We start from the raw sequence: 18,602 nt of genomic DNA, 5'->3' as shown, positions 1-18,602 counted from the left end.
AGATGTGTATAAGAGACAGCTCCCCACCTCCCCACCTCCCCACCTCATGTATTACGCTGTATGAAGCCTTGACCCTCAACCTATGGTGGAACAACTCAAGCCTCGCTATTCTGTCACCTGGATAGACCGAATTGCCGACATTCCTAAACCGGCGTGGGATGCTCTGGCTTTGCCGCTCAAAACACCGTTCCTGGAATGGGACTGGCTCCACAATATGGAGACATCTAACAGCACCACGAGATCGGGCTGGTTGCCGAAACATCTGGTCGTCTGGCGCGATCGACAGTTAGTGGGAGCCGCACCTCTGTATGTGAAAGAACATAGCTCCGGTGAATTTGTCTTCAGTCATTTCTGGAGTAATGAAGATGTTGCCCATCGGTTAGGGGTACGGTACTACCCGAAGTTGTTGGGGATGTCACCCTTTACGCCAGCCGAAGGTTATCGCTTTTTGATCGCTCCTGATGAGGACGAGGATGATCTAACGGAACGCATGGTGGCAGAGATTGATTATTTCTGCGATCGTCACCACATCACCACCTGTAACTTTCTTTATGTGGATCCAGACTGGCGATCAGTGATTGAACGGCATGGATTTTCCTCCTGGTTGCACCATAGCTACATTTGGCAAAATCAGGGCTATCGAACCTTTGATGACTACTTAAGTGCGTTTAATGCTAACCAACGGCGCAATATTAAGCGAGAGCGTAAGGCTGTGAATACGTCAGGATTGACCCTGCGAACGCTGACCGGAGAGGAGATCCCGAAGCCGCTATTCTCGCAAATGTACGATTTTTATAGTGATACCTGCGATAAGTTTGGTTGGTGGGGCAGTAAGTACCTAACTCGCAAGTTTTTCGAGCAACTTTATCCCCACTATGCCCATCGAGTGTTGTTTGTCGCGGCTTATAGTGAAACCGACGATCGCCATCCGGTGGGGATGTCGTTTTGCTTAACCAAAGGTAGCCAATTATACGGTCGCTATTGGGGTGCGACCCAGGACATTGACTGCCTCCATTTTGATGCTTGCTACTACACCCCGATCGAGTGGGCAATCAATCACGGCATTCAGGTATTTGATCCGGGGGCAGGGGGACGACATAAGAAACGGCGGGGGTTTCCGGCAACTCCGAATTACTCGGTGCATCGGTTTTATCATCCCCGTTTGACACAAATCTTTCGTTCCTATCAGGATCAAATTAATGATCTAGAACAACAGGAAATTGATGCCATTAATGATGATTTACCGTTTAAACAAACGAATCTAGTTGCAGAAACAGAAACAGATTTGTAAGGTGATCTGATTAGCCAATGAGTTAATGCTTGCTGATCTATCTATCTCAAGCTAACCAGCCGCTTGACTGAAAATTATCACATGCTGTTGGGGTAAGAATCCTTGAGTTTCTTGCCAGATTAATCCTACAGTGGCAAGTTCCTTTTTGACTTGGTTTTGGGTCATTTTATGTAGCTTTTTAATCGGAACAAAGGGGTTCTCACCTCGATATTCGACTAAGATGACTCGTCCATTGGGTTTCAGTGCCTGGGCGATCGCCTGCATCATTTCCTGAGGATAGGTAAATTCATGATAGGCATCAACGAATAGCGCTAAATCAATACTATTTGGTGGTAAGTGTGGATCAATTTCACTTCCTAAAATTGGCTCCACATTAGTGATGTGATTCTCCTGTTTCAGACCTTCCAGAATCTCTATCATCTCTGGTTGGATATCCACCGCCTAAGTACAGGACAAAAAGCTTGAAAGATTGAGCAGGGTAGGGTTTCATCAGAATTACGACACTCATCAGAAACCCTATGAGCCAATATAGCGAATTAAGGCGAGTCCTCCAAGCCCAATTGAACTGGCATGGAGCCAGGATTTCATTTCTGGCTTTGTTTTTGTTAGCCTTGCTGAAAGTCAAAACGGTAAATTTAAGCGAACTATGTTTAGGCTTTGGCGGCAAGGCTTTGCCCGAATCGAGCTACAAGCGGTTGCAGCGCTTTTTTCGAGAGTTTGACCTGGATTACACCGAACTGGCGACCCTGTTGGTGAGTTGGATGCAAATTCCACCAGGGTGGGTGTTGAGCCTGGATCGCACGACCTGGAAATTCGGGAGTCATTGGCACAACATTTTGACCTTAGGCATTGTGCATGAAGGGGTTGCCTTCCCGATTCTGTGGTGGCTGTTGGATAAAAAAGGGAACTCCAACAGCGACGAGCGGATGCGGTTTATGGAAACCTTTGCCAAACGATTTCCCACCGCTCGGGTGAACTGCTTGTGTGCGGATCGCGAGTTCGTTGGCCAAGCCTGGGTGCGCTATCTCCTGCTCGAACCGGCTTTAGCCTTTCGCTTACGGATTCGGGACACCGACCAGATTGAGCACGATGGCAAGGTCCTGGCGGCGCGGGTCGTCTTTGCCCATCTGCAAGTCGGTCAATCTCAAAGACTCACTGGCACTTGCCGGGTCTGGGGTTATCCGGTTGCTGTGGAAGCCCTGCGACTTGAGGATGGGGAGTTACTCGTGGTCATTGCGCCCGTCCACACCCAGAATTTGGTTCAAGATTACGCCAAACGTTGGTCGATTGAAACCTTGTTTGGCATTTTCAAAACGCGGGGTTTCTGTCTGGAATCCACTCACTTCACCGATGCCGAGCGGTTGAGCAAGTTGTTCGCCTTGTTGACCTTAGCTTTATGTTGGGCCATGAAAACAGGCGTATGGTTGCATCAATGGCAGCCGATTGAGATGAAAAAACACGGTCGTCGTGCCAAAAGTTTGTTTCGCTTAGGATTCGATTATTTGCGCCATTTGGTGCTCAATCCATCTGCGTCTAATGGGTCCGACTTTTTGCAATCTCTACAACTTTTGTCCCGTACTTAGATCCACCGCCAGCACTTTACCTTTGGGGACTAATGGGGCAATCCGAAAACTGAAATACCCCGTTCCGGCACCAATATCAGCAACAACATCGGTGGGCTTCAGGTTCAAATGATCGATCAATACCTGAGGCTGTTCTTCCCGTTCGCGACTGGGGCGTTCCAACCAACCTGCGCCCAAATGTCCCATCACCTGAGCAATCTCCCGCCCTAAATACACCTTACCAATGCCATCCCGGCTGGCGGGGCGGGTTTGATACACCGAAGATGCAGTAAGAGCCAGAGTTGGTAATGGGGCATGAAGGTAAAGCCCAATGCAGAGTAGGAGAGTAGCGATCGCCCTCAACCAGCGAACGGATAAGTTGTGCTTCATTGGAATGGCAGGTGGCTAACGACTTAAGCTAATTTTGTAACTCTTGTATTACAAAAGCTGTATTTGTAGTACGATTTTGCGAAATTGCTTCCGCGTCTAGTGTAGACCTCAGCACCACCCATTGTGATTGAGGTGCAGAATGACCACACTATTGCTGCCACCATTTACAGCCCGCACCTACGCCGGTGAGACAGATTTACCCGCGATCGTCGAGTTGATCAACACCTGCAATGCGATCGATCAATTAGATCAGGTCGTTACGGTTGCAGACTTACAACACTCTCTAGACAATCCTGACCCAGATTCGATCGATGAACTGCGGTTATGGAGCGATGCCGAAGGTCGGCTAATTGGCTACTCTCGACTCCACATCTTGCCTGCGACTACCACCGCTCAGGAGGGCTTTTTTAACACCAAAGTGCATCCCGATGCTCGCTACCAGGGGGTGGAAGACCAGATCCTCGCCTGGGCAGAAGCGACATTTCGTGATGTGGGGCGATCGCTGAACCTGCCTCTCTACCTGCGAACGGGGGCACGAGACAGTCAGATCGAGCAAAGAACCTGGCTAGAACAGCAGGGCTTCTCTGTCGCTCGGTGCTTTTACCGTATGGCGCGATCGCTGGCAGACCCGATTCCTACCCCACAATTTCCGGCAGGATTTACAGTGCGATCGGTGCAACCGGAGGATCTGTCTGCCTGGGTCGAGATGTTTAACCAGACATTTATCGATCACTGGAACCATCACCCGATGACCGCAGAACGGCGACAGCGTTGGCTGACTCGTCCTGATTATGATCCAGAGCTTGATCAACTCGCGATCGCGCCCGATGGTACATTGGCCGCCTTTTACTTTAATTTGATTGACCAAGAGGACAATCGTTGGACAGGACGGCAGGAAGGTTGGATTGGTGATTTGGGAACTCGTCGGGGGTTTCGTCGCCTGGGGTTAGGTCGAGCCATGTTGCTGATGGGAATGCACCAATTGAAAGCGAAAGGGATGAATACGGCTTTGCTATCAGTCGATGCTCAAAACCCATCGAGAGCCTTCAACTTATATGAATCCGAAGGCTTTCGGCGACAGTGGAGTAACTTCGCGTATTGCAAGGAGGTTTAATCATTCGGGGACATTTCCTAGTGCAGGTTCAACCGACCCTCTGTGCAGTGCCTAAGACTACCCACCCTGCGGGAAGCAAGCTATACCCTCGCCCTCTCTCATAAGGCTACCGTGTACACACAAGTGATCCAATTTAGCTAAAGCCCTGACGAACCGCCCCCAACCCCAATTCTGGGGGAGCCAAACGATTCAAAGTCCCCTAGAATTAGGGGCTTAAAGCCCTGCGGGCATACCAGAAAAGGGGGCTAAAAGGATGTAAACGAAGTCAGACTCGATTTGTGTGTACACAGTAGCCCATAAGGAGAAGAAACAAGAGTTTTAGCTCCCTTCTCCCTGGGGAGAAGGGGTGGGGATGAGGGTAAAATTCGGATGACAAGAAGCTGGTCTGACACTGTACTAGGAATAAGCTGTGTTGGCGATCGCTCGGCTCAACCCGTATTTCGCATCCCGGCGGCAATCCCGTTAATGGTGAGTAATGCGCCCCGCAGCAGTTCTCCTTTGCTATAGCGCGATCGCACTAATCCGGTGGTTTCGACCTGATCCTTGTACTGCCGCAAGCGTTTGATCAAAGAAACTTGGAGGAGACCCAGAGGAACGATCGTGCCATTGCGTAAATGCACCGACCGTTGCAAATCGGGGTTGTCATCCAGTAAGCGATGATGGCCGTTAATTTTCAGCACAATATCGCGGGTGCGGTAGAACTCACTGGCAATCTGTTCAAAAATCGGTTCAAACCGATCGCGATCGGCAGGACGACTGAGTTCCTGCACATAATGCTGGGCGATTTGCAGATCAACTTTCGATAAAGTCATTTCCACTTTTGACAGCACCACTTTGAAGAAGGGCCACTTGAAGTAGAAATAGCGCAACAGTTTCAGATGTTCTTCGGGCTCTTCATCCAAAAAGCTTTGCAGGGCTGTACCGACACCGTACCAGGATGGTAACAAGAAGCGAGTTTGCGTCCAGCTAAATACCCAGGGAATGGCTCTCAGCCCACTCAGATCTCGCTTGCCACCACTGCGACGAGCCGGACGGGAACTGATCTGAAGCTGACTAATTTCTTCGATCGGCGTGATTTGCAGAAAGAAGTCAAGGAAATCGGGTTGCTCGTAAATCAGCGATCGGTAGTGGGTACGGGCTCGGGTCGCCAGTTCTTCCATAATTTCGTGCCAGGGCTGGATATCATCAAATCCAGTCCGCAACAAGCTACCCTGAATCACCGCCGTAGTCACGGTTTCCAGGTTATAGAGGGCAAGTTCGGGCAACGAGTATTTTGAGGCGAGGACTTCACCCTGTTCCGTGATTTTGATCCGCCCATTCACACTTCGACCCGGTTGAGCCAGAATCGCTTCGTAAGCCGGGCCACCACCGCGACCCACCGAGCCACCGCGACCGTGGAAAATCCGTAAATCTATCCCATAGGTTTCGGCAATCCGTTGAAGGGCTTGTTGGGCTTTATGAATTTCCCAGTTGCTACTGAGGAAGCCGGAGTCCTTGTTGCTATCGGAGTAGCCCAACATCACCTCTTGCAGGTTAGGGGTCAGTGGTGAAATTGGCGCACCGTCCTGGCAATGCCCACCTGCCAGCATGGTGCGATAGAGCGGGAGTTCAAACAGCTCAGTCATAATTGCGGGGGCTTTCCGCAAGTCTTCTACCGTCTCAAACAACGGCACGACCTGCACACAACTGGCTCCGGTCGCGGGGTCATAAAGCCCAGCTTCTTTTGCCAGTAACAAGACTTCCAGCAGATCACTGACATCATGGCTCATGCTAATGATGTAGGTCTGGCAGATGTCTGGTCCGAACTCTTTCTGCAAGCGTCGCAACATGCGGAAGGTTTCGATCGTCTCGCAGGTTTTTTCCGAGAAGGGTAGCTCGGTGGACACCAGGGGACGACGGGTTTGCAGTTCCGTGGCTAACCAGAGAACTTTTTCCGGTTCCGAAAGTTCGTTATAGGGTTTGTGTAGCACTTGCAGGTAATTGACGATTTCCGTCAAGGCATCCAAATGGCGGGTGCTTTCCTGCCGAATATCCAGGTGTGCCAAGTTAAACCCAAAGATTTCCACCTGACAAATGAGCTGATCCAGATCCGTACAGGTCAGTCCGGTTTCTGCCAGGTTCAGTTTAATCAGGTGCAGTTCAGCTAAAAATTCCTGAGTGGAGCGATAAATCGTAGCTGGATTGGCTTCTGACAGCGCTGTGGTCAGGTTACTGTAGTCGCTGTCATACAGGCGATTATTGCGATCGCGGGTATTCTCCAGCCGTTTCTGGATGTAGGACAACTTGAGGCGGTAGGGTTCCTGACGGTAGCGAATGGCTAAGCGATCGTAGACCTCTGGCATCTGAAGTTGATCCTGCTCCAGGGACTCCAGGAGATCGGGTAGGACATCGCTCCAGTGTAGGGACAGACTGAGCAAGTCAATCAGTTTGCGGATGGATTGGATATACCGCTCCAGCACCAGATTGCGTTGATAGCAAGCGGTCTTCCAGGTGACAGCTGGCGTCACGGATGGGTTGCCATCGCGATCGGAACCCACCCAGGAGCCAAACTTACAGAAATTATGCTTGGGTAGCTGCATCCGGGGAAACGACTCTTGCAGATCATGCTTCAGCCGTTGATACAACTGCGGAATCACCTCAAACAACACTTCCTGGAAGTAATGCAGGGCATAGTCTACTTCATCCAGTACCGTTGGTTTGAACTGGTGGAGTTCATCCGTGCGCCACCAGAGGCGAATTTCCTCAGTGAGTTGTTGGTGCAGCAGTTTGGCTTCCCAGGATAGTGGGGCATCCTGAGCCGAACTTTGTTCCTCTGCCAGATCCAACTGGCGCAAGATTTTGACAATCCGGCGCTGCTTACCTCGAATCGTGTGCCGCACAATCTCGGTTGGGTGAGCGGTGAACACTAAGCGCACATCCAGGCGATTAATCAACGCTTGAATATGCTGGGGAGGAACATTCAGGCTCCGCAGCTTAGGAAATAGCCAGTGAAACGTGCCTAATTCTTTACGGGAGCCAGCTTCTTGCAGGGCTTTTTCCAGCAAATCGGCTTCTAAACGACTACTGGAGGTGGTGGCTTCCTCCGCCAGACTGGTGGCGGTTTGCCCATTCGTGGGACTGGCGGCTGGGGTTTTGCTGGTCGTCACGGTTTCCCGAGAAGCCCGATATTGCTGTTGTTGATCGCGTTGTTCGTAATGTTGCTCAACGATATTGATCAACTGGAAATATAACGCAAATGCCCGCGCTGCCCGAATCGCTTCATTTAGATCCAGGCGTTCGACCAACTTCAATACTTCTGATTCCCGAAAGGTATTCGCCTGCCCTTCGGGGGAGCAGAGATCGCGGAGTTGATTTAATAAGTCAACTAGTTCTTGCCCACACTCCTGTCGTAAAACGGTTTCCCACAGATCTTCTACAATGCCAAGCCGATGCCGCAGCAGTAAATCAGAGGGAGAAGCAACTAGCATTTCTGCGGTTGTTCTGGTTTCTGTAGCGGCTCCAGAACCAAATACATCATCCGCTGAAGATCGTGTCGAAGTCATGGAGTCTGCCCTAGCCAAGGATATTCAATACATTTTATGGGTTTACTTCTGGATTTTGGAGTTGCCGGGGCAACGAATTATCAGGGCTGGGTAGAATTACCGCCGCTCGTAATCTCGTTGTTAACATCAGAGGTAGAGGTATCCGGGTGATCGATCGCGCTGGGTGGAAATGTCAACAATGGCAAACGATCGCCCCGAAAGATTTCCTCACTGAGTTGTCCTAGCTCCTGCACCGTCTGGAGAATGGCTCGTCCACCTAATACTCCCATTAGGACAGGGATTGTTGCTAGACTCAGCCATAAATCTGGCGATCGCGGAGTGGAAGTCGCAGTATTCGGGGTTGGTTCATTCGGTTCAAGGAGTGGCATAGTGAAGTATTTTTAAGATATGTAAATAAAAAGTCCAACTTGTAGCATTAGCCACGTTTCTTGCTAAAACGGGTTGCTTATGGAAGAGTTGTTGCGACATGCAACCCTCAAGGGAGCTTGGCATCTGCTGCATCAACCACTCATGATGTGGCAACGAATGGCTGGAACCATCGTCATCATATCTAGTGAGATGCCATTCTGGGTGGCAAGTATGCCAAATTGCCATAAGTGTGTTATTTCTATGGGGCAAGATGGCGGTGTCTGGTCGCTAGTTTGAGCTAAAAGCAGGGATCAACTCTCTCATGGCGAATGTGGATGGACATAATGCATCACCTTCTGGCGAGTCGTTTTCCGTAGAAACGGCAACTAAGCGCGTTTCCCTGACTCACTGGATACATCGGGTGATTGGGCTAAGTCAAGCCCAAATCAAAATGCGATTGCGGGGCAATGGGTTGCATTTGCTATGTGAAGGGCAACCCTGTCCGGATGCCGAAACGATCATCTGGCGGTTACAACGTGCCTTTGCGATCGCGCCTCTAGAAAAATTACTGCCGCCTGGTTCGCCCCAAATTTTTCAGATGACGATTTATGGGCGAGAGTTGGGCGAGGCGAATCCCGATTGGACGAGAACGATCCATTTTCATGGGGTGAGTTCAGTCATAGAGCCGATCGCCTCAACGTCAGAGGTTGAAGTTGTCCCATCTCAGGCAACGACTGAGGAGGAGGCTGAACTGCCTGCGCTGGCATCGGCTCCGGTGACTTCAGAGGTCGCTTCGCCAGAGCCAACTGTGCCAGATATGACCGCTATCACGGCAACGATCGTGGAGTCCGAAGAAGTTGCTGCCAGTGTGACTGAGCCAGTAGCGGTTGGATCGACACCGACTGAAATCCCTGATTTAGACCCCGTTCCTGTCGAGGAAGTGGTAGTTGCAGCAGCCGATTTGCCAGAAGATCAGGTGGCTATAGAGTCAGAACCAGAGGTGGTGGCGGTCGTCTCGACGGTCGAATTAGCTCGGCAGGGACAACCGGACGCGATCGCTCGTTACTTGAGTCAGGTCTTGAGCCATTTGGATGTGGCAGTGCGGGTCAAGATTGAAGTGGGTAAAACTGCCAATCAGCAGGTGGGGCAGTCAGGCAACCCGGAAACTGAGTCAGACTCAGATAGAGAACCCCCGAAGCGCCTATTGATTTTATGTGAGTCGATCTATGCTCCCGATCCAGGGCTGCTGGCAGAACCGATCGCCCAACGCTTACGCGAACTAGACTTAACCGGATTCCGCCACGCGATCGTCTTTGGTCAAGTTCAGGGGGAAACCAGACCCGAATGGCTGTTACGAGTCGATTTAACGCCGCCAGAAATTACCCTGCGGGAATGGGCCCGTTGGGGGGATGTGCAGGCGATTAGCCAACTGTTAAATCACAACCTGCGATCGCAAGAAACCCAGGTATCCGCCCTGTTAAAGGACTCCACGCTACATTTATCCTGCTCGGGGATGGGAGTCACTGCTCCAGATAAACTGACTGTCTTAGCCACGATCGCGCCACTGTTACAAGAGCTTGCCCCCCAGGGAATTCAGGCGGCGACGATTTATGGCTTAATTCGTGAGCCGGACAGCACGAAAGCCACCGAGCCACCTGCCGATGCCGATACGGCTCTCTCTCCCCTGTGGGTACATTGGTTAGATCTACCCGCCACTACCCAGCCCGATCGGGCTGGATCAACCTTAGAACTGGCACAGCAGGCTCATCTAGAGGCAATTACTTTTTTATTAACTCGGTTATTAAATCCCGATCTGGCAACCAAGTTAGCCACGGGTGGCATTCGGGTGCAGCTTCGCCAAAAAGGGGATCTGCTACATGTGATGACGGATGCGCCTACTTGTCCGCGTCAAAGTGATATAGGAGCGGCGGTAGTTCGCTTCCTGAAGCCGTTAGCGATCGCGGATGTGGCGGGAGTCCGGGTGTATGGACGGCGGGCGGGACAAAAGCAACCGTTATGGAGTTATGGAGCCGATTTTGCCCCCCGGAGTCGGTTAGTCCCCGAAGCGACCCCAGAATTTGCAGCTTCCGATGCCTATGTGAATGAATTGCTGTCACCTCCCGGAGCCATTGTCCTGTGGTCGGAATTGCCGCCGCATGATTGGCGATCGGTGATTCAAACGGCCTGTAGTCAAGCGGTGGGTTGGCTGCAACGATCGTTGATTGCCTCCCAATTGTTTGTGCCCCAAGAACCGGCGACTCTGACTGCGACGGAAGCCGGTTTCGACTCTGAAGCCAGTACGGCGATGCGTTCAGCCTATGGTGTGGGAGTTGCCCTGATTTGGAGTACGGTCGGAGTCCTGCTGGTGCTGCAATCCGATTGGCTATTAGGACGGTGGGTGCAACCATTATTGCGGGAACAATCGCCTCCGATCGCGCAACAACCTGCTTCGCCCTCATTGGTAACTGCGCCATCGCCTTTGCCGAATCTGCCGTTACAAAAGTCTCAACCTGAGAATGCTGAAGACTTTAATGATTCTGGGTTTACTCGCCCCGGTTCAGTAATGTTGTCGTCCCCGGATCCTAGTCAGTCTGGGGGGTCGGACGTTGTGTTACCAGCTTCTCCCTTACAACCAACGGCGGAGAGTGTCGCGGCGATCGATCCCTCGACCTATCCCACTTTTAATAGTCGGCAGTTTGATACGCAACTGACTCTGTATCGTCGCTACTTGGAGCAGCATGGTACGCCCGATGTTTTGATTATTGGCAGTTCCAGAGCCTTACGAGGGATTGATCCAGTGTCTCTCCAAACGGCACTGGCGGAACAGGGCTATCCCGGCATGAAGGTGTTTAATTTTGGGGTAAATGGGGCGACAGTACAAGTCGTCGATCTGCTGGTGCGGCAAATTCTCCCACCAGAACGGCTGCCGAAGTTAATTCTATGGGCGGATGGGGCGCGGGCATTCAATAGTGGACGCGTAGACATTACCTATAACGGGATCGTAGCATCGGAAGGGTATCGCACCTTGTTAGCCGGTCAACCGCCGGTTCCTGGTACGACGGTGGCTCAAGCAAGTGGCACCGCCGCTAACTCTCCAGCCCGGTCAGCCAAGGCGGGTACTGAAGATGCCACAGCGTCTCTGTCGGGTAGCTATCGGATTCTGAATGATCTGCTCAATCAACAGTTAGCCGCGTTATCGGTCACCTATGGGCAGCGCGATCGCCTGAAAACTCGATTACGGGATCAGGTGGCTGCCTGGTTGCCCCAAAGTGGGACGTTAGCGGCTTCATTACGGTTGATTTCGCCCAATTCGCTGGCAGACTCCACCAGTCCGGCGGCATCGGCATCGACTTCTGTACCGCCAGTGTTAGCCGAAAGTCAAAGTCAGATTGATGTGAATGGTTTCCTGCCGTTAGCGATCCGGTTCAATCCAGCCACGTACTATCAAAAGTACGCCAGAGTGCCTGGAGATTATGATTCTGACTATGAATCCTTCCAACTTAACGGGAAGCAGACCGATGCCTTAATCGCCCTGGCTCAGTTTGCTCAAGCTCAACACATTCCATTAGTGTTTGTAAATTTGCCCTTAACGGCAGAGTATCTGGATCCACCTCGGCGACGTTATGAGGAGGAGTTCCAACGCCACCTGCTTCAGTTAGCGCCGCAATTGGGCTTAATTTATCGGGATTTGAGCCAGGGAGTAGCCACCAAATCAGACTATTTCTCGGATCCCAGCCACTTAAATCGTTACGGAGGGTATGAGGTGTCCCGCCGACTGGCACAGGATGTGATGATTCCCTGGAGTCAAGCCCGGTAGGCTACAAAATATCGATCGTGCCTTGCTGACCATCAATGCGGACTAACTGATTATCTTTCAGCAGGTGAGTGGCATCATGCACATCCATGACTGCCGGAATCCGGTATTCTCGCGCCACGATCGCGCCATGGGATAAGCGTCCTCCCACCTCAGCGATCAATCCTTTGGCTCTGGCTAGTAGCGGTGCCCAACCTGAGTCGGTATAGGGAACAACCAGAATTGTATCTGTACCGATTTCTGGCATTGTCTTGAAGTCCCGCACAATCTTGATCCGTCCTTCTACTTGCCCAGGGCTCGCTGCAATCCCCCGCAGTTGTTGGGATACGTGCCAACCTTGGGTCTTTAACATTGGTTGGGGCGGATCATCGCCATAAACTAGAAAGGGGACGGGTTCCAGCTGACGATCGCGTTCCAGTTGTGCCTTACGCGGTTCAATCCACTGGAATACATCTAGATGGTCAACGACTTGCGAGGATGGCTGGATCACCTGCCGAATTTCATCGAGTTCGAGGAAAAAGATCTCCCCTGGATGGTTGAGTCGTCCAGCATCAAGCCATTGCCGTTCCAACGCCACCACTGCCCAACGCAATTCTGCTAATAGGTGACTGTAGACTTCCGTGACTCTCCCCTTCAGGTCAAACCGCCGTTGGATGGAACGGACTTTGCCAGTGGCTTTGGCAGGGACAGGCGCGATCGCTGGCGGATACAAACAAAATTGCTGAAATGATGCTCGGACTGAAGTCGGATCTTCCTTCCAGGTGGGCACAGCAATATCCGTCCCAACTTCACTTAAGTACCCATAGGTTTCTAGCAACTGCTCGAACTGCTCAAGAATTTCTCTCCCCTCAGCCGTCGTCGCCAACCCTTCAAATACATCACCCCTAAACTGCTCATCTCCCCCATCTCCTCCATCTTCCCCATCCCCTAACCACCCCGATCGCTCCAACACCACTCTCGCCCTTCCTGCCAACTCCTGGAGCGATCGCAATGCCGCCACCTCTGGAGTCGCCTGGGAGTCGATCTGGTCATCCTGAACTTTGGCGATCGCTTTTCGCAGGGCGGCACTTAAGGGAGCCAGAATGCTGTAGTAGGTGGCTAGCTTCAGCAGATTCAAAATATGGTCAATTCGTTGCAGTAATTCGGTCGCCGAGAGGGTGCTGGCTGGCTGTTCCGCCAATTCTAAGAGAGCTGGAGTGAAGGTTTGGCGATCGTGCTGCTGGAAGTCCTGCTCTAACCGACGTTCGCGTTGCCACAGGCGTAAAAGTCCCGGCAGACTGCGTAGGGTCGATCGTAGCGGGGGTTTACTAAACTTCGCTCCTCGGGTTAAAAACTCTAGGCTTTCCGGTGGCAATCCCATGCGGCGAAAAATTTGTCCCAGTAGAGACGCATTAAAGTAAGCACGGGAATAATGGAGAGTAGCGGTTTGCCCAAAATCCAGCCCTTTTGCCCGTTCCGCTAAGACCAACGTGAATAAATCACCCCACACGCCACAGGTCAGAGGACGGTTAATTGACCAGGTTAGCGGTCGAATCATGCCGGGAATCACTTCACTGGCAATTTTGCGCGTCCAAATTGGCAGCAGCGTCGTAATCGGACGAGATTGCAGTAGCCAGAGCGTTTGTCCGTCGTAGCTCCATTCAATATCTTGGGGAATGCCGTGATAATGCTGTTCCAAACTCCGAGCCAGAAACGCCACTTGCTGGATCAATCGCGGGGGAATGTCACCGCTGCCCTGCATCGGTAAGCTCAATTCATCCGGTAATTGCCAGGAATTGGTAGCAGTGAAATATTGCTGTTGAATCGCATTCCCGATCGTCACCTGATAGCTTTCTGGTGTCACCTGCCCCGAAACTACCTGACTGGCGTTACCCGGTAGCGCTTCGATCACGACCTCATCCCCTTGCCGCGCGATCGGATCGCGACTAAAAGCAACTCCCGAAAATACGCCCCGAATTTGTTGCTGCACAATTACCGCCATTGATGTATCGGCAACTCCCCGTTGCTGGCGATACTGTACGGCGGAGGGGCGATCGTAGGAGGCTAAACACCGATGGATGGCAACTGGCAGTTCCTCTTGGCTGGTCACACTTAAAACGGTTTCGTACTGCCCCGCCGCTGAAGCAATATCGGAGTCTTCTCCAACGGCTGACGATCGCACCACGAATGGTTGTTGAGGAGAGGGTTGCAGTTTGGCAATTAAGGGAGCTGGATCATCACCCGGAGCCAGAACCCAACCCATTGGGATAGGATAGCCCAACCGTTTCAAATCGGATAGCGTTGCCGCTTTGCCCCCAACTTGGGTGGCATCCAGGGATTGATCGAGGGAGCGGAGGGCACGATCGCCTCGAAAAAACTTAAACATGGTTTGAGACTCCGTTTGTCCAGCAGTGGGGCTTAAATCCAGATCATCGGGAATTTTGGTGTAAATCCAACCCAGTAAGGCGGATAACGCGATCGTCGCTATAATCAATTCCGTTTCATGAATATGACGTAGGGCAGTAATCAGCGGCAGCAAAATTAACACGCCGAATCGTCCTTGACGGCGCTCTCGCAGGATAGTGAAGCTAATGCTGCTAATCAAAAACAGTAAAGCCGCACCGACGGGATCAAAGGCAATATAACCCCAAACCACATTCGTCGTTCCAGCCCCCTTACCGACCCAGTAGCGCCCCATCACCAGGGCAATCAACGCTACCATCACCCAGGCAGGACTAAGGGGAAAAAAGGTGCGAGCCAACCAGACAGCTGCAATCCCTTTACTGGCTTCGGATAGCACTGCCAGTATTCCCGCAACTTTACCCCCGTGATAAAACGCGGCTGACACCCCAATATTGCCTGTCCCCAATTGGGATAGTTTTTTGCCAGTCAGAGCTTGGGTGATCCAACCGACTAACGGCAGTCCTCCCAAAATCGGACAAAGGAGAAAGATCAGCAGAGCACCCCAAACCTGTGTCAGTGTCATGAGGCTTGAGTCCATAGCCAACCTAAATGCAGCTCGAATCCAGGTAGCACTGGATTGCCCTTGAGCACAGCGGGAGCTGACAAAACTGTTACAGGTTGCCCCGGACGATAAACTTCGACCTGTCGATCCTGGGGATTAATCAACCAGCCCAGTTGTAAGCCATTGTCCAGATACTCCTGCATTTTGGTTTGTAATGGCTGTAATTCATCTGTCACAGACCGCAGTTCAATCACGAAATCTGGACAAATGGGTGGAAATCGCTTTTTTTGAGCAGGGGTTAGGGCATCCCAGCGATCGCGGCGAATCCAGGCCACATCGGGCGAGCGATCGGCTCCATTCGGTAGCTTAAATCCAGTGGAGGAATCAAACGTAATGCCCTGTCGAGTCTGACGATTCCACAGGGTAACATCGGTCGCAATCTCAGCGTTATAGTTACCTGTGTCTCCTCCCGTGGGTGACATGATGATTACCTCCCCGGTAGCCGTCCGCTCAAACTTCAACTCCGGATTGACCTGACACAGTTGATAAAACTGCTCATCCGTGAGCGTGATGATGGGGTTCAGGTTAATTGAGTATGCCGTCATGGTCTGGGCTACTCCCAATCGGCGGTATCTTCATCATTGTACGATCGCCTTCTCCGGTTGGTCGCCCCATAGCAAAAAGCCCCTCCGGAGTGGAAGGGCTTTTGTATGATCAAGAACTAATGAGAATTAGCCGTTGATAGCAGGAGCGGTCAGCGCGATGGGAGCCGCTTCGCCAGCCGCCAAGTCGAGCGGGAAGTTGTGAGCATTACGCTCGTGCATCACTTCCATCCCCAGGTTGGCGCGGTTCAGCACGTCTGCCCAGGTTCCCACCACACGACCTTGAGAGTCGATGATGGACTGGTTGAAGTTGAACCCGTTCAGGTTGAACGCCATCGTGCTGATGCCCAGCGCGGTGAACCAGATCCCAACTACCGGCCATGCACCCAAGAAGAAGTGCAAGGAACGAGAGTTGTTGAAGCTAGCGTATTGGAAGATCAACCGACCAAAGTAACCGTGGGCCGCCACGATGTTGTAGGTTTCTTCTTCTTGTCCGAACTTGTAACCGTAGTTCTGAGATTCGGTTTCGGTGGTTTCCCGCACCAGCGAGGAGGTCACCAACGAACCGTGCATGGCGGAGAACAAGCTACCACCGAACACGCCAGCCACACCCAGCATGTGGAAGGGGTGCATCAGAATGTTGTGCTCCGCTTGGAACACGAACATGAAGTTGAAGGTACCGGAAATACCCAGAGGCATCCCGTCAGAGAAGGACCCTTGACCGATCGGGTAGATCAGGAACACGGCGGTTGCAGCAGCCACAGGAGCGCTGTAAGCGACGCAGATCCAGGGACGCATGCCGAGGCGGTAGGAGAGTTCCCATTCCCGACCCATGTAAGCGAACACGCCAATCAGGAAGTGCAGGACAATCAGTTGGTAAGGCCCACCGTTGTACAGCCACTCATCGAGGGAAGCCGCTTCCCAAATGGGGTAGAAGTGCAGACCGATCGCGTTGCTGGAAGGCACAACCGCACCGGAGATGATGTTGTTGCCGTACATGAGAGAGCCAGCCACAGGCTCACGGATGCCATCGATGTCCACGGGGGGAGCTGCGATGAAGGCAATGATGAAGCAGATAGTCGCGGTCAGTAGGGTGGGGATCATCAGAACACCGAACCAGCCGACATAAAGACGGTTGTTGGTGCTGGTCACCCACTCGCAGAACTGACTCCAGATGTTAGCGCTTTCGCGGCGCTGAAGAGTCGTTGTCATGATAGTAATGAGTGCTTGATGTAACTTGGATGATGTACGGCTTTCACCGTATGCACTTTAGTTTAGACTTCTTCATTGAGTTTTGTAAAGTACCTGATTAAGATTTCTCCCGAATAGGCGATCGACCCCGCTAAACCAGGCTGAGTACCCCTCTGATGTCGTCAGAAGTGTAAAGCTATATTTGTTTTTGATAAAGTAAAACGACTCAAAAGGTTAACAAGGGTTAACAATCCGCTGGACGGTTTACCGCCCGTCTGATGCCTGCTCCGCCTACCCCACTTCTGAACCTAACTTCAAGCTGGCAAGGGCTTGGGGAATATTGAGTTCCAGGAAGCGATCGAGGGCTAAATAAATCCAGTGATACGATCGCTGATTGTCTGGGCAGGTTTTCTGAAAGCCCAGTTTTAGACGCAGTTCTTCGTACAACGGATGCACAATCAGCGAATAAAGATCACACAGGTTGGGAAAATCGCTCTGCATTTGTACCAGGGTTTGTTTGGTGTCCTCAAGTAGCAGACAGAGATTGTCCACCGAGAGGAACTGGCTTTCAATCACCCAGGCTCGGATATAGACTGAAGTGCAATCTGGATCGCCTGAAACTGCCATCTGAAATGGGTCGGTTTCGTTATCCGTTGTCAGGTAAAAGCTTTTACTGGGAGCCTGGAAGAAGTTAAATTCTGAAGTGCTTGTCACCGGATACAAAATACAAATGCCGACGGGATTTTGGTTGTCGGAGCGTCGTAAGACCCGCATGCCCCTGGCGTAACGCTGCGCCCAACTCCGGAAGGAGCGAGCGATTTTATGGGAAACGAACGCATTGTCCTTAATCAGTTCGGCATAGGTGCGAGTCACCAAATTTGCCAGGGGAATGGTATCGGTGCGTGGATTAAAGTTGTCTACCGTCAGCGTGACGGTGGCGATCGGGACGGGTGGATCAGCCAGTTCGGGTAACGATCGCACTTGCAAACACAGGGTTTGACCATCAAAGCGTTTTTCGATCAGCCCGAGGGCAACCAGGCGATCAATCATCATCCCTGCCGCGCGATCGCTGCCCCGATCCTGATCGCCATAAAATAACTCGGCGGCTTCCCGATGAGTACAGGCAACTAATCGGTCTAGGGGATAAAGCTGAGTGAGGGGATGGAGTGCGGCTACGGCGGTATCCTGCTGGTGTTTCAGTAACAAATAAGCCCACAATCTCACAAAGCACTCGGCTCGTCGTCGAGTTAACCCTCCGCGCTCTAGGAGCATTCTCACGTAGCGACGTTGCTGCTCAGGTGAAAAAAACCGATCGAGGACTTCTGGCTCAATCGACTGCGGAGACTCGGACGATGATTTCAAGGAACTTACCACAGAGAGATCACTGATATTAAGAAGGGGCTAACGCGATCGTAAACGAATTCACCCATTCAGGGGTTTCCAAACTTGGAAAGGTATGCGTTCTGAATTAGTCAGATCGAAGAGTACCCAAACGGGTGACTGCTTTTCCGACAATTGCAGCGACAATTCGGAATATCATCCTGTCAGGTGTAGTTGAATGGTTGGTTTGAGGGGATGCCTCAACCATCTGTTCTATGGCTGGGCAATAGTTCAGCCCTGTGGGAAGACGAACTATCTTGAAGGAACAGATTCAATTCACGCTTTCTCTAATCAGCAAGATCAATTCCTTGACCGGGAATTTCTGAAGCTTAGAGAGGATTTTTTTGAGGTTGGTGTGACTATTATCAACCGATTTATCTGAGTTCCACAATCGGATGTTGCCTAAAACTTCACCCTACTTCAC

12 protein-coding genes are annotated in these 18,602 nt (G+C 51.7%); 4 read left to right on the top strand and 8 right to left on the bottom strand.

Going from position 1 to position 18,602, the window contains the following annotated elements:
* The first annotated feature begins 82 nt into the window (after nucleotides 1–82).
* On the top strand, nucleotides 83–1,291 hold the full coding sequence (locus ACN4EK_RS19345; protein ID WP_431659804.1) for a GNAT family N-acetyltransferase: 1,209 nt from the start codon (nucleotides 83–85) through the stop codon (nucleotides 1,289–1,291).
* A gap of 51 nt (nucleotides 1,292–1,342) precedes the next feature.
* On the opposite strand, the gene ACN4EK_RS19340 is transcribed toward ACN4EK_RS19345, so the two are convergent.
* Nucleotides 1,343–1,729 carry a class I SAM-dependent methyltransferase gene (locus ACN4EK_RS19340; protein ID WP_431659803.1) on the bottom strand — a complete coding sequence of 129 codons (387 nt, stop codon included), beginning with the start codon at nucleotides 1,727–1,729 and terminating at the stop codon, nucleotides 1,343–1,345.
* A gap of 80 nt (nucleotides 1,730–1,809) precedes the next feature.
* Between ACN4EK_RS19340 and ACN4EK_RS19335 the strand changes: the two genes are divergently transcribed.
* Nucleotides 1,810–2,874 carry an IS4 family transposase gene (locus ACN4EK_RS19335; RefSeq protein ID WP_431656348.1) on the top strand — a complete coding sequence of 355 codons (1,065 nt, stop codon included), beginning with the start codon at nucleotides 1,810–1,812 and terminating at the stop codon, nucleotides 2,872–2,874.
* On the opposite strand, the gene ACN4EK_RS19330 is transcribed toward ACN4EK_RS19335, so the two are convergent.
* Nucleotides 2,851–3,243, bottom strand: a complete 393-nt coding sequence (locus ACN4EK_RS19330; RefSeq protein WP_431659802.1) for a class I SAM-dependent methyltransferase — start codon at nucleotides 3,241–3,243, stop codon at nucleotides 2,851–2,853. The genes ACN4EK_RS19335 and ACN4EK_RS19330 overlap by 24 nt on opposite strands.
* 139 nt (nucleotides 3,244–3,382) lie before the next feature.
* Here ACN4EK_RS19330 and ACN4EK_RS19325 point away from each other — a divergent pair, with 139 nt between their 5' ends.
* Nucleotides 3,383–4,357 carry a GNAT family N-acetyltransferase gene (locus ACN4EK_RS19325; protein WP_431659800.1) on the top strand — a complete coding sequence of 325 codons (975 nt, stop codon included), beginning with the start codon at nucleotides 3,383–3,385 and terminating at the stop codon, nucleotides 4,355–4,357.
* A gap of 428 nt (nucleotides 4,358–4,785) precedes the next feature.
* Here ACN4EK_RS19325 and ppc read toward each other — a convergent pair whose 3' ends face one another.
* On the bottom strand, nucleotides 4,786–7,899 hold the full coding sequence (ppc, locus tag ACN4EK_RS19320) for a phosphoenolpyruvate carboxylase (RefSeq protein ID WP_431659799.1): 3,114 nt from the start codon (nucleotides 7,897–7,899) through the stop codon (nucleotides 4,786–4,788).
* 80 nt (nucleotides 7,900–7,979) lie between these two features.
* Nucleotides 7,980–8,267, bottom strand: a complete 288-nt coding sequence (locus ACN4EK_RS19315) for a hypothetical protein (protein WP_431659798.1) — start codon at nucleotides 8,265–8,267, stop codon at nucleotides 7,980–7,982.
* A gap of 302 nt (nucleotides 8,268–8,569) precedes the next feature.
* On the opposite strand from ACN4EK_RS19315, the gene ACN4EK_RS19310 reads away from it, so the two are divergent.
* Nucleotides 8,570–12,064, top strand: a complete 3,495-nt coding sequence (locus ACN4EK_RS19310) for a hypothetical protein (RefSeq protein ID WP_431659796.1) — start codon at nucleotides 8,570–8,572, stop codon at nucleotides 12,062–12,064.
* 1 nt (nucleotide 12,065) lies between these two features.
* Here the strand turns inward: ACN4EK_RS19310 and ACN4EK_RS19305 are convergent, their stop codons facing one another.
* The 4 genes from ACN4EK_RS19305 to ACN4EK_RS19290 all read right to left on the bottom strand — a co-directional run bounded on the left by ACN4EK_RS19305 (nucleotide 12,066) and on the right by ACN4EK_RS19290 (nucleotide 18,160).
* A complete protein-coding gene (locus tag ACN4EK_RS19305) occupies nucleotides 12,066–15,026 on the bottom strand; it encodes a glycerol-3-phosphate acyltransferase (protein WP_431659795.1) in 2,961 nt (986 codons plus the stop codon).
* Nucleotides 15,023–15,610, bottom strand: coding sequence for a Uma2 family endonuclease (locus ACN4EK_RS19300; RefSeq protein ID WP_431659793.1), 588 nt, complete (start codon nucleotides 15,608–15,610; stop codon nucleotides 15,023–15,025). The genes ACN4EK_RS19305 and ACN4EK_RS19300 overlap by 4 nt, the downstream gene beginning before the upstream one ends.
* A 126-nt stretch (nucleotides 15,611–15,736) precedes the next feature.
* Nucleotides 15,737–16,819, bottom strand: a complete 1,083-nt coding sequence (gene psbA / locus ACN4EK_RS19295) for a photosystem II q(b) protein (RefSeq protein WP_431659792.1) — start codon at nucleotides 16,817–16,819, stop codon at nucleotides 15,737–15,739.
* Between the two features lie 270 nt (nucleotides 16,820–17,089).
* On the bottom strand, nucleotides 17,090–18,160 hold the full coding sequence (locus tag ACN4EK_RS19290; protein ID WP_431659791.1) for a hypothetical protein: 1,071 nt from the start codon (nucleotides 18,158–18,160) through the stop codon (nucleotides 17,090–17,092).
* Between the last annotated feature and the right edge of the window lie 442 nt (nucleotides 18,161–18,602).

Source organism: Pantanalinema rosaneae CENA516 (genome assembly GCF_050753385.1).
Classification (GTDB): Bacteria; Cyanobacteriota; Cyanobacteriia; order Leptolyngbyales; family Leptolyngbyaceae; genus Pantanalinema; species Pantanalinema rosaneae.
This window is presented reverse-complemented; position numbering and strand designations above follow the sequence as displayed.

Coding starts and splice junctions, on each gene's coding strand:
- ACN4EK_RS19345 (WP_431659804.1), top strand. CDS start 83: ATGGTGGAACAACTCAAGCCTCGCTATTCTGTCACCTGGATAGACCGA.
- ACN4EK_RS19335 (WP_431656348.1), top strand. CDS start 1,810: ATGAGCCAATATAGCGAATTAAGGCGAGTCCTCCAAGCCCAATTGAAC.
- ACN4EK_RS19330 (WP_431659802.1), bottom strand. CDS start 3,243: ATGAAGCACAACTTATCCGTTCGCTGGTTGAGGGCGATCGCTACTCTC.
- ACN4EK_RS19325 (WP_431659800.1), top strand. CDS start 3,383: ATGACCACACTATTGCTGCCACCATTTACAGCCCGCACCTACGCCGGT.
- ppc (WP_431659799.1), bottom strand. CDS start 7,899: ATGACTTCGACACGATCTTCAGCGGATGATGTATTTGGTTCTGGAGCC.
- ACN4EK_RS19315 (WP_431659798.1), bottom strand. CDS start 8,267: ATGCCACTCCTTGAACCGAATGAACCAACCCCGAATACTGCGACTTCC.
- ACN4EK_RS19310 (WP_431659796.1), top strand. CDS start 8,570: ATGGCGAATGTGGATGGACATAATGCATCACCTTCTGGCGAGTCGTTT.
- ACN4EK_RS19305 (WP_431659795.1), bottom strand. CDS start 15,026: ATGACACTGACACAGGTTTGGGGTGCTCTGCTGATCTTTCTCCTTTGT.
- ACN4EK_RS19300 (WP_431659793.1), bottom strand. CDS start 15,610: ATGACGGCATACTCAATTAACCTGAACCCCATCATCACGCTCACGGAT.
- psbA (WP_431659792.1), bottom strand. CDS start 16,819: ATGACAACGACTCTTCAGCGCCGCGAAAGCGCTAACATCTGGAGTCAG.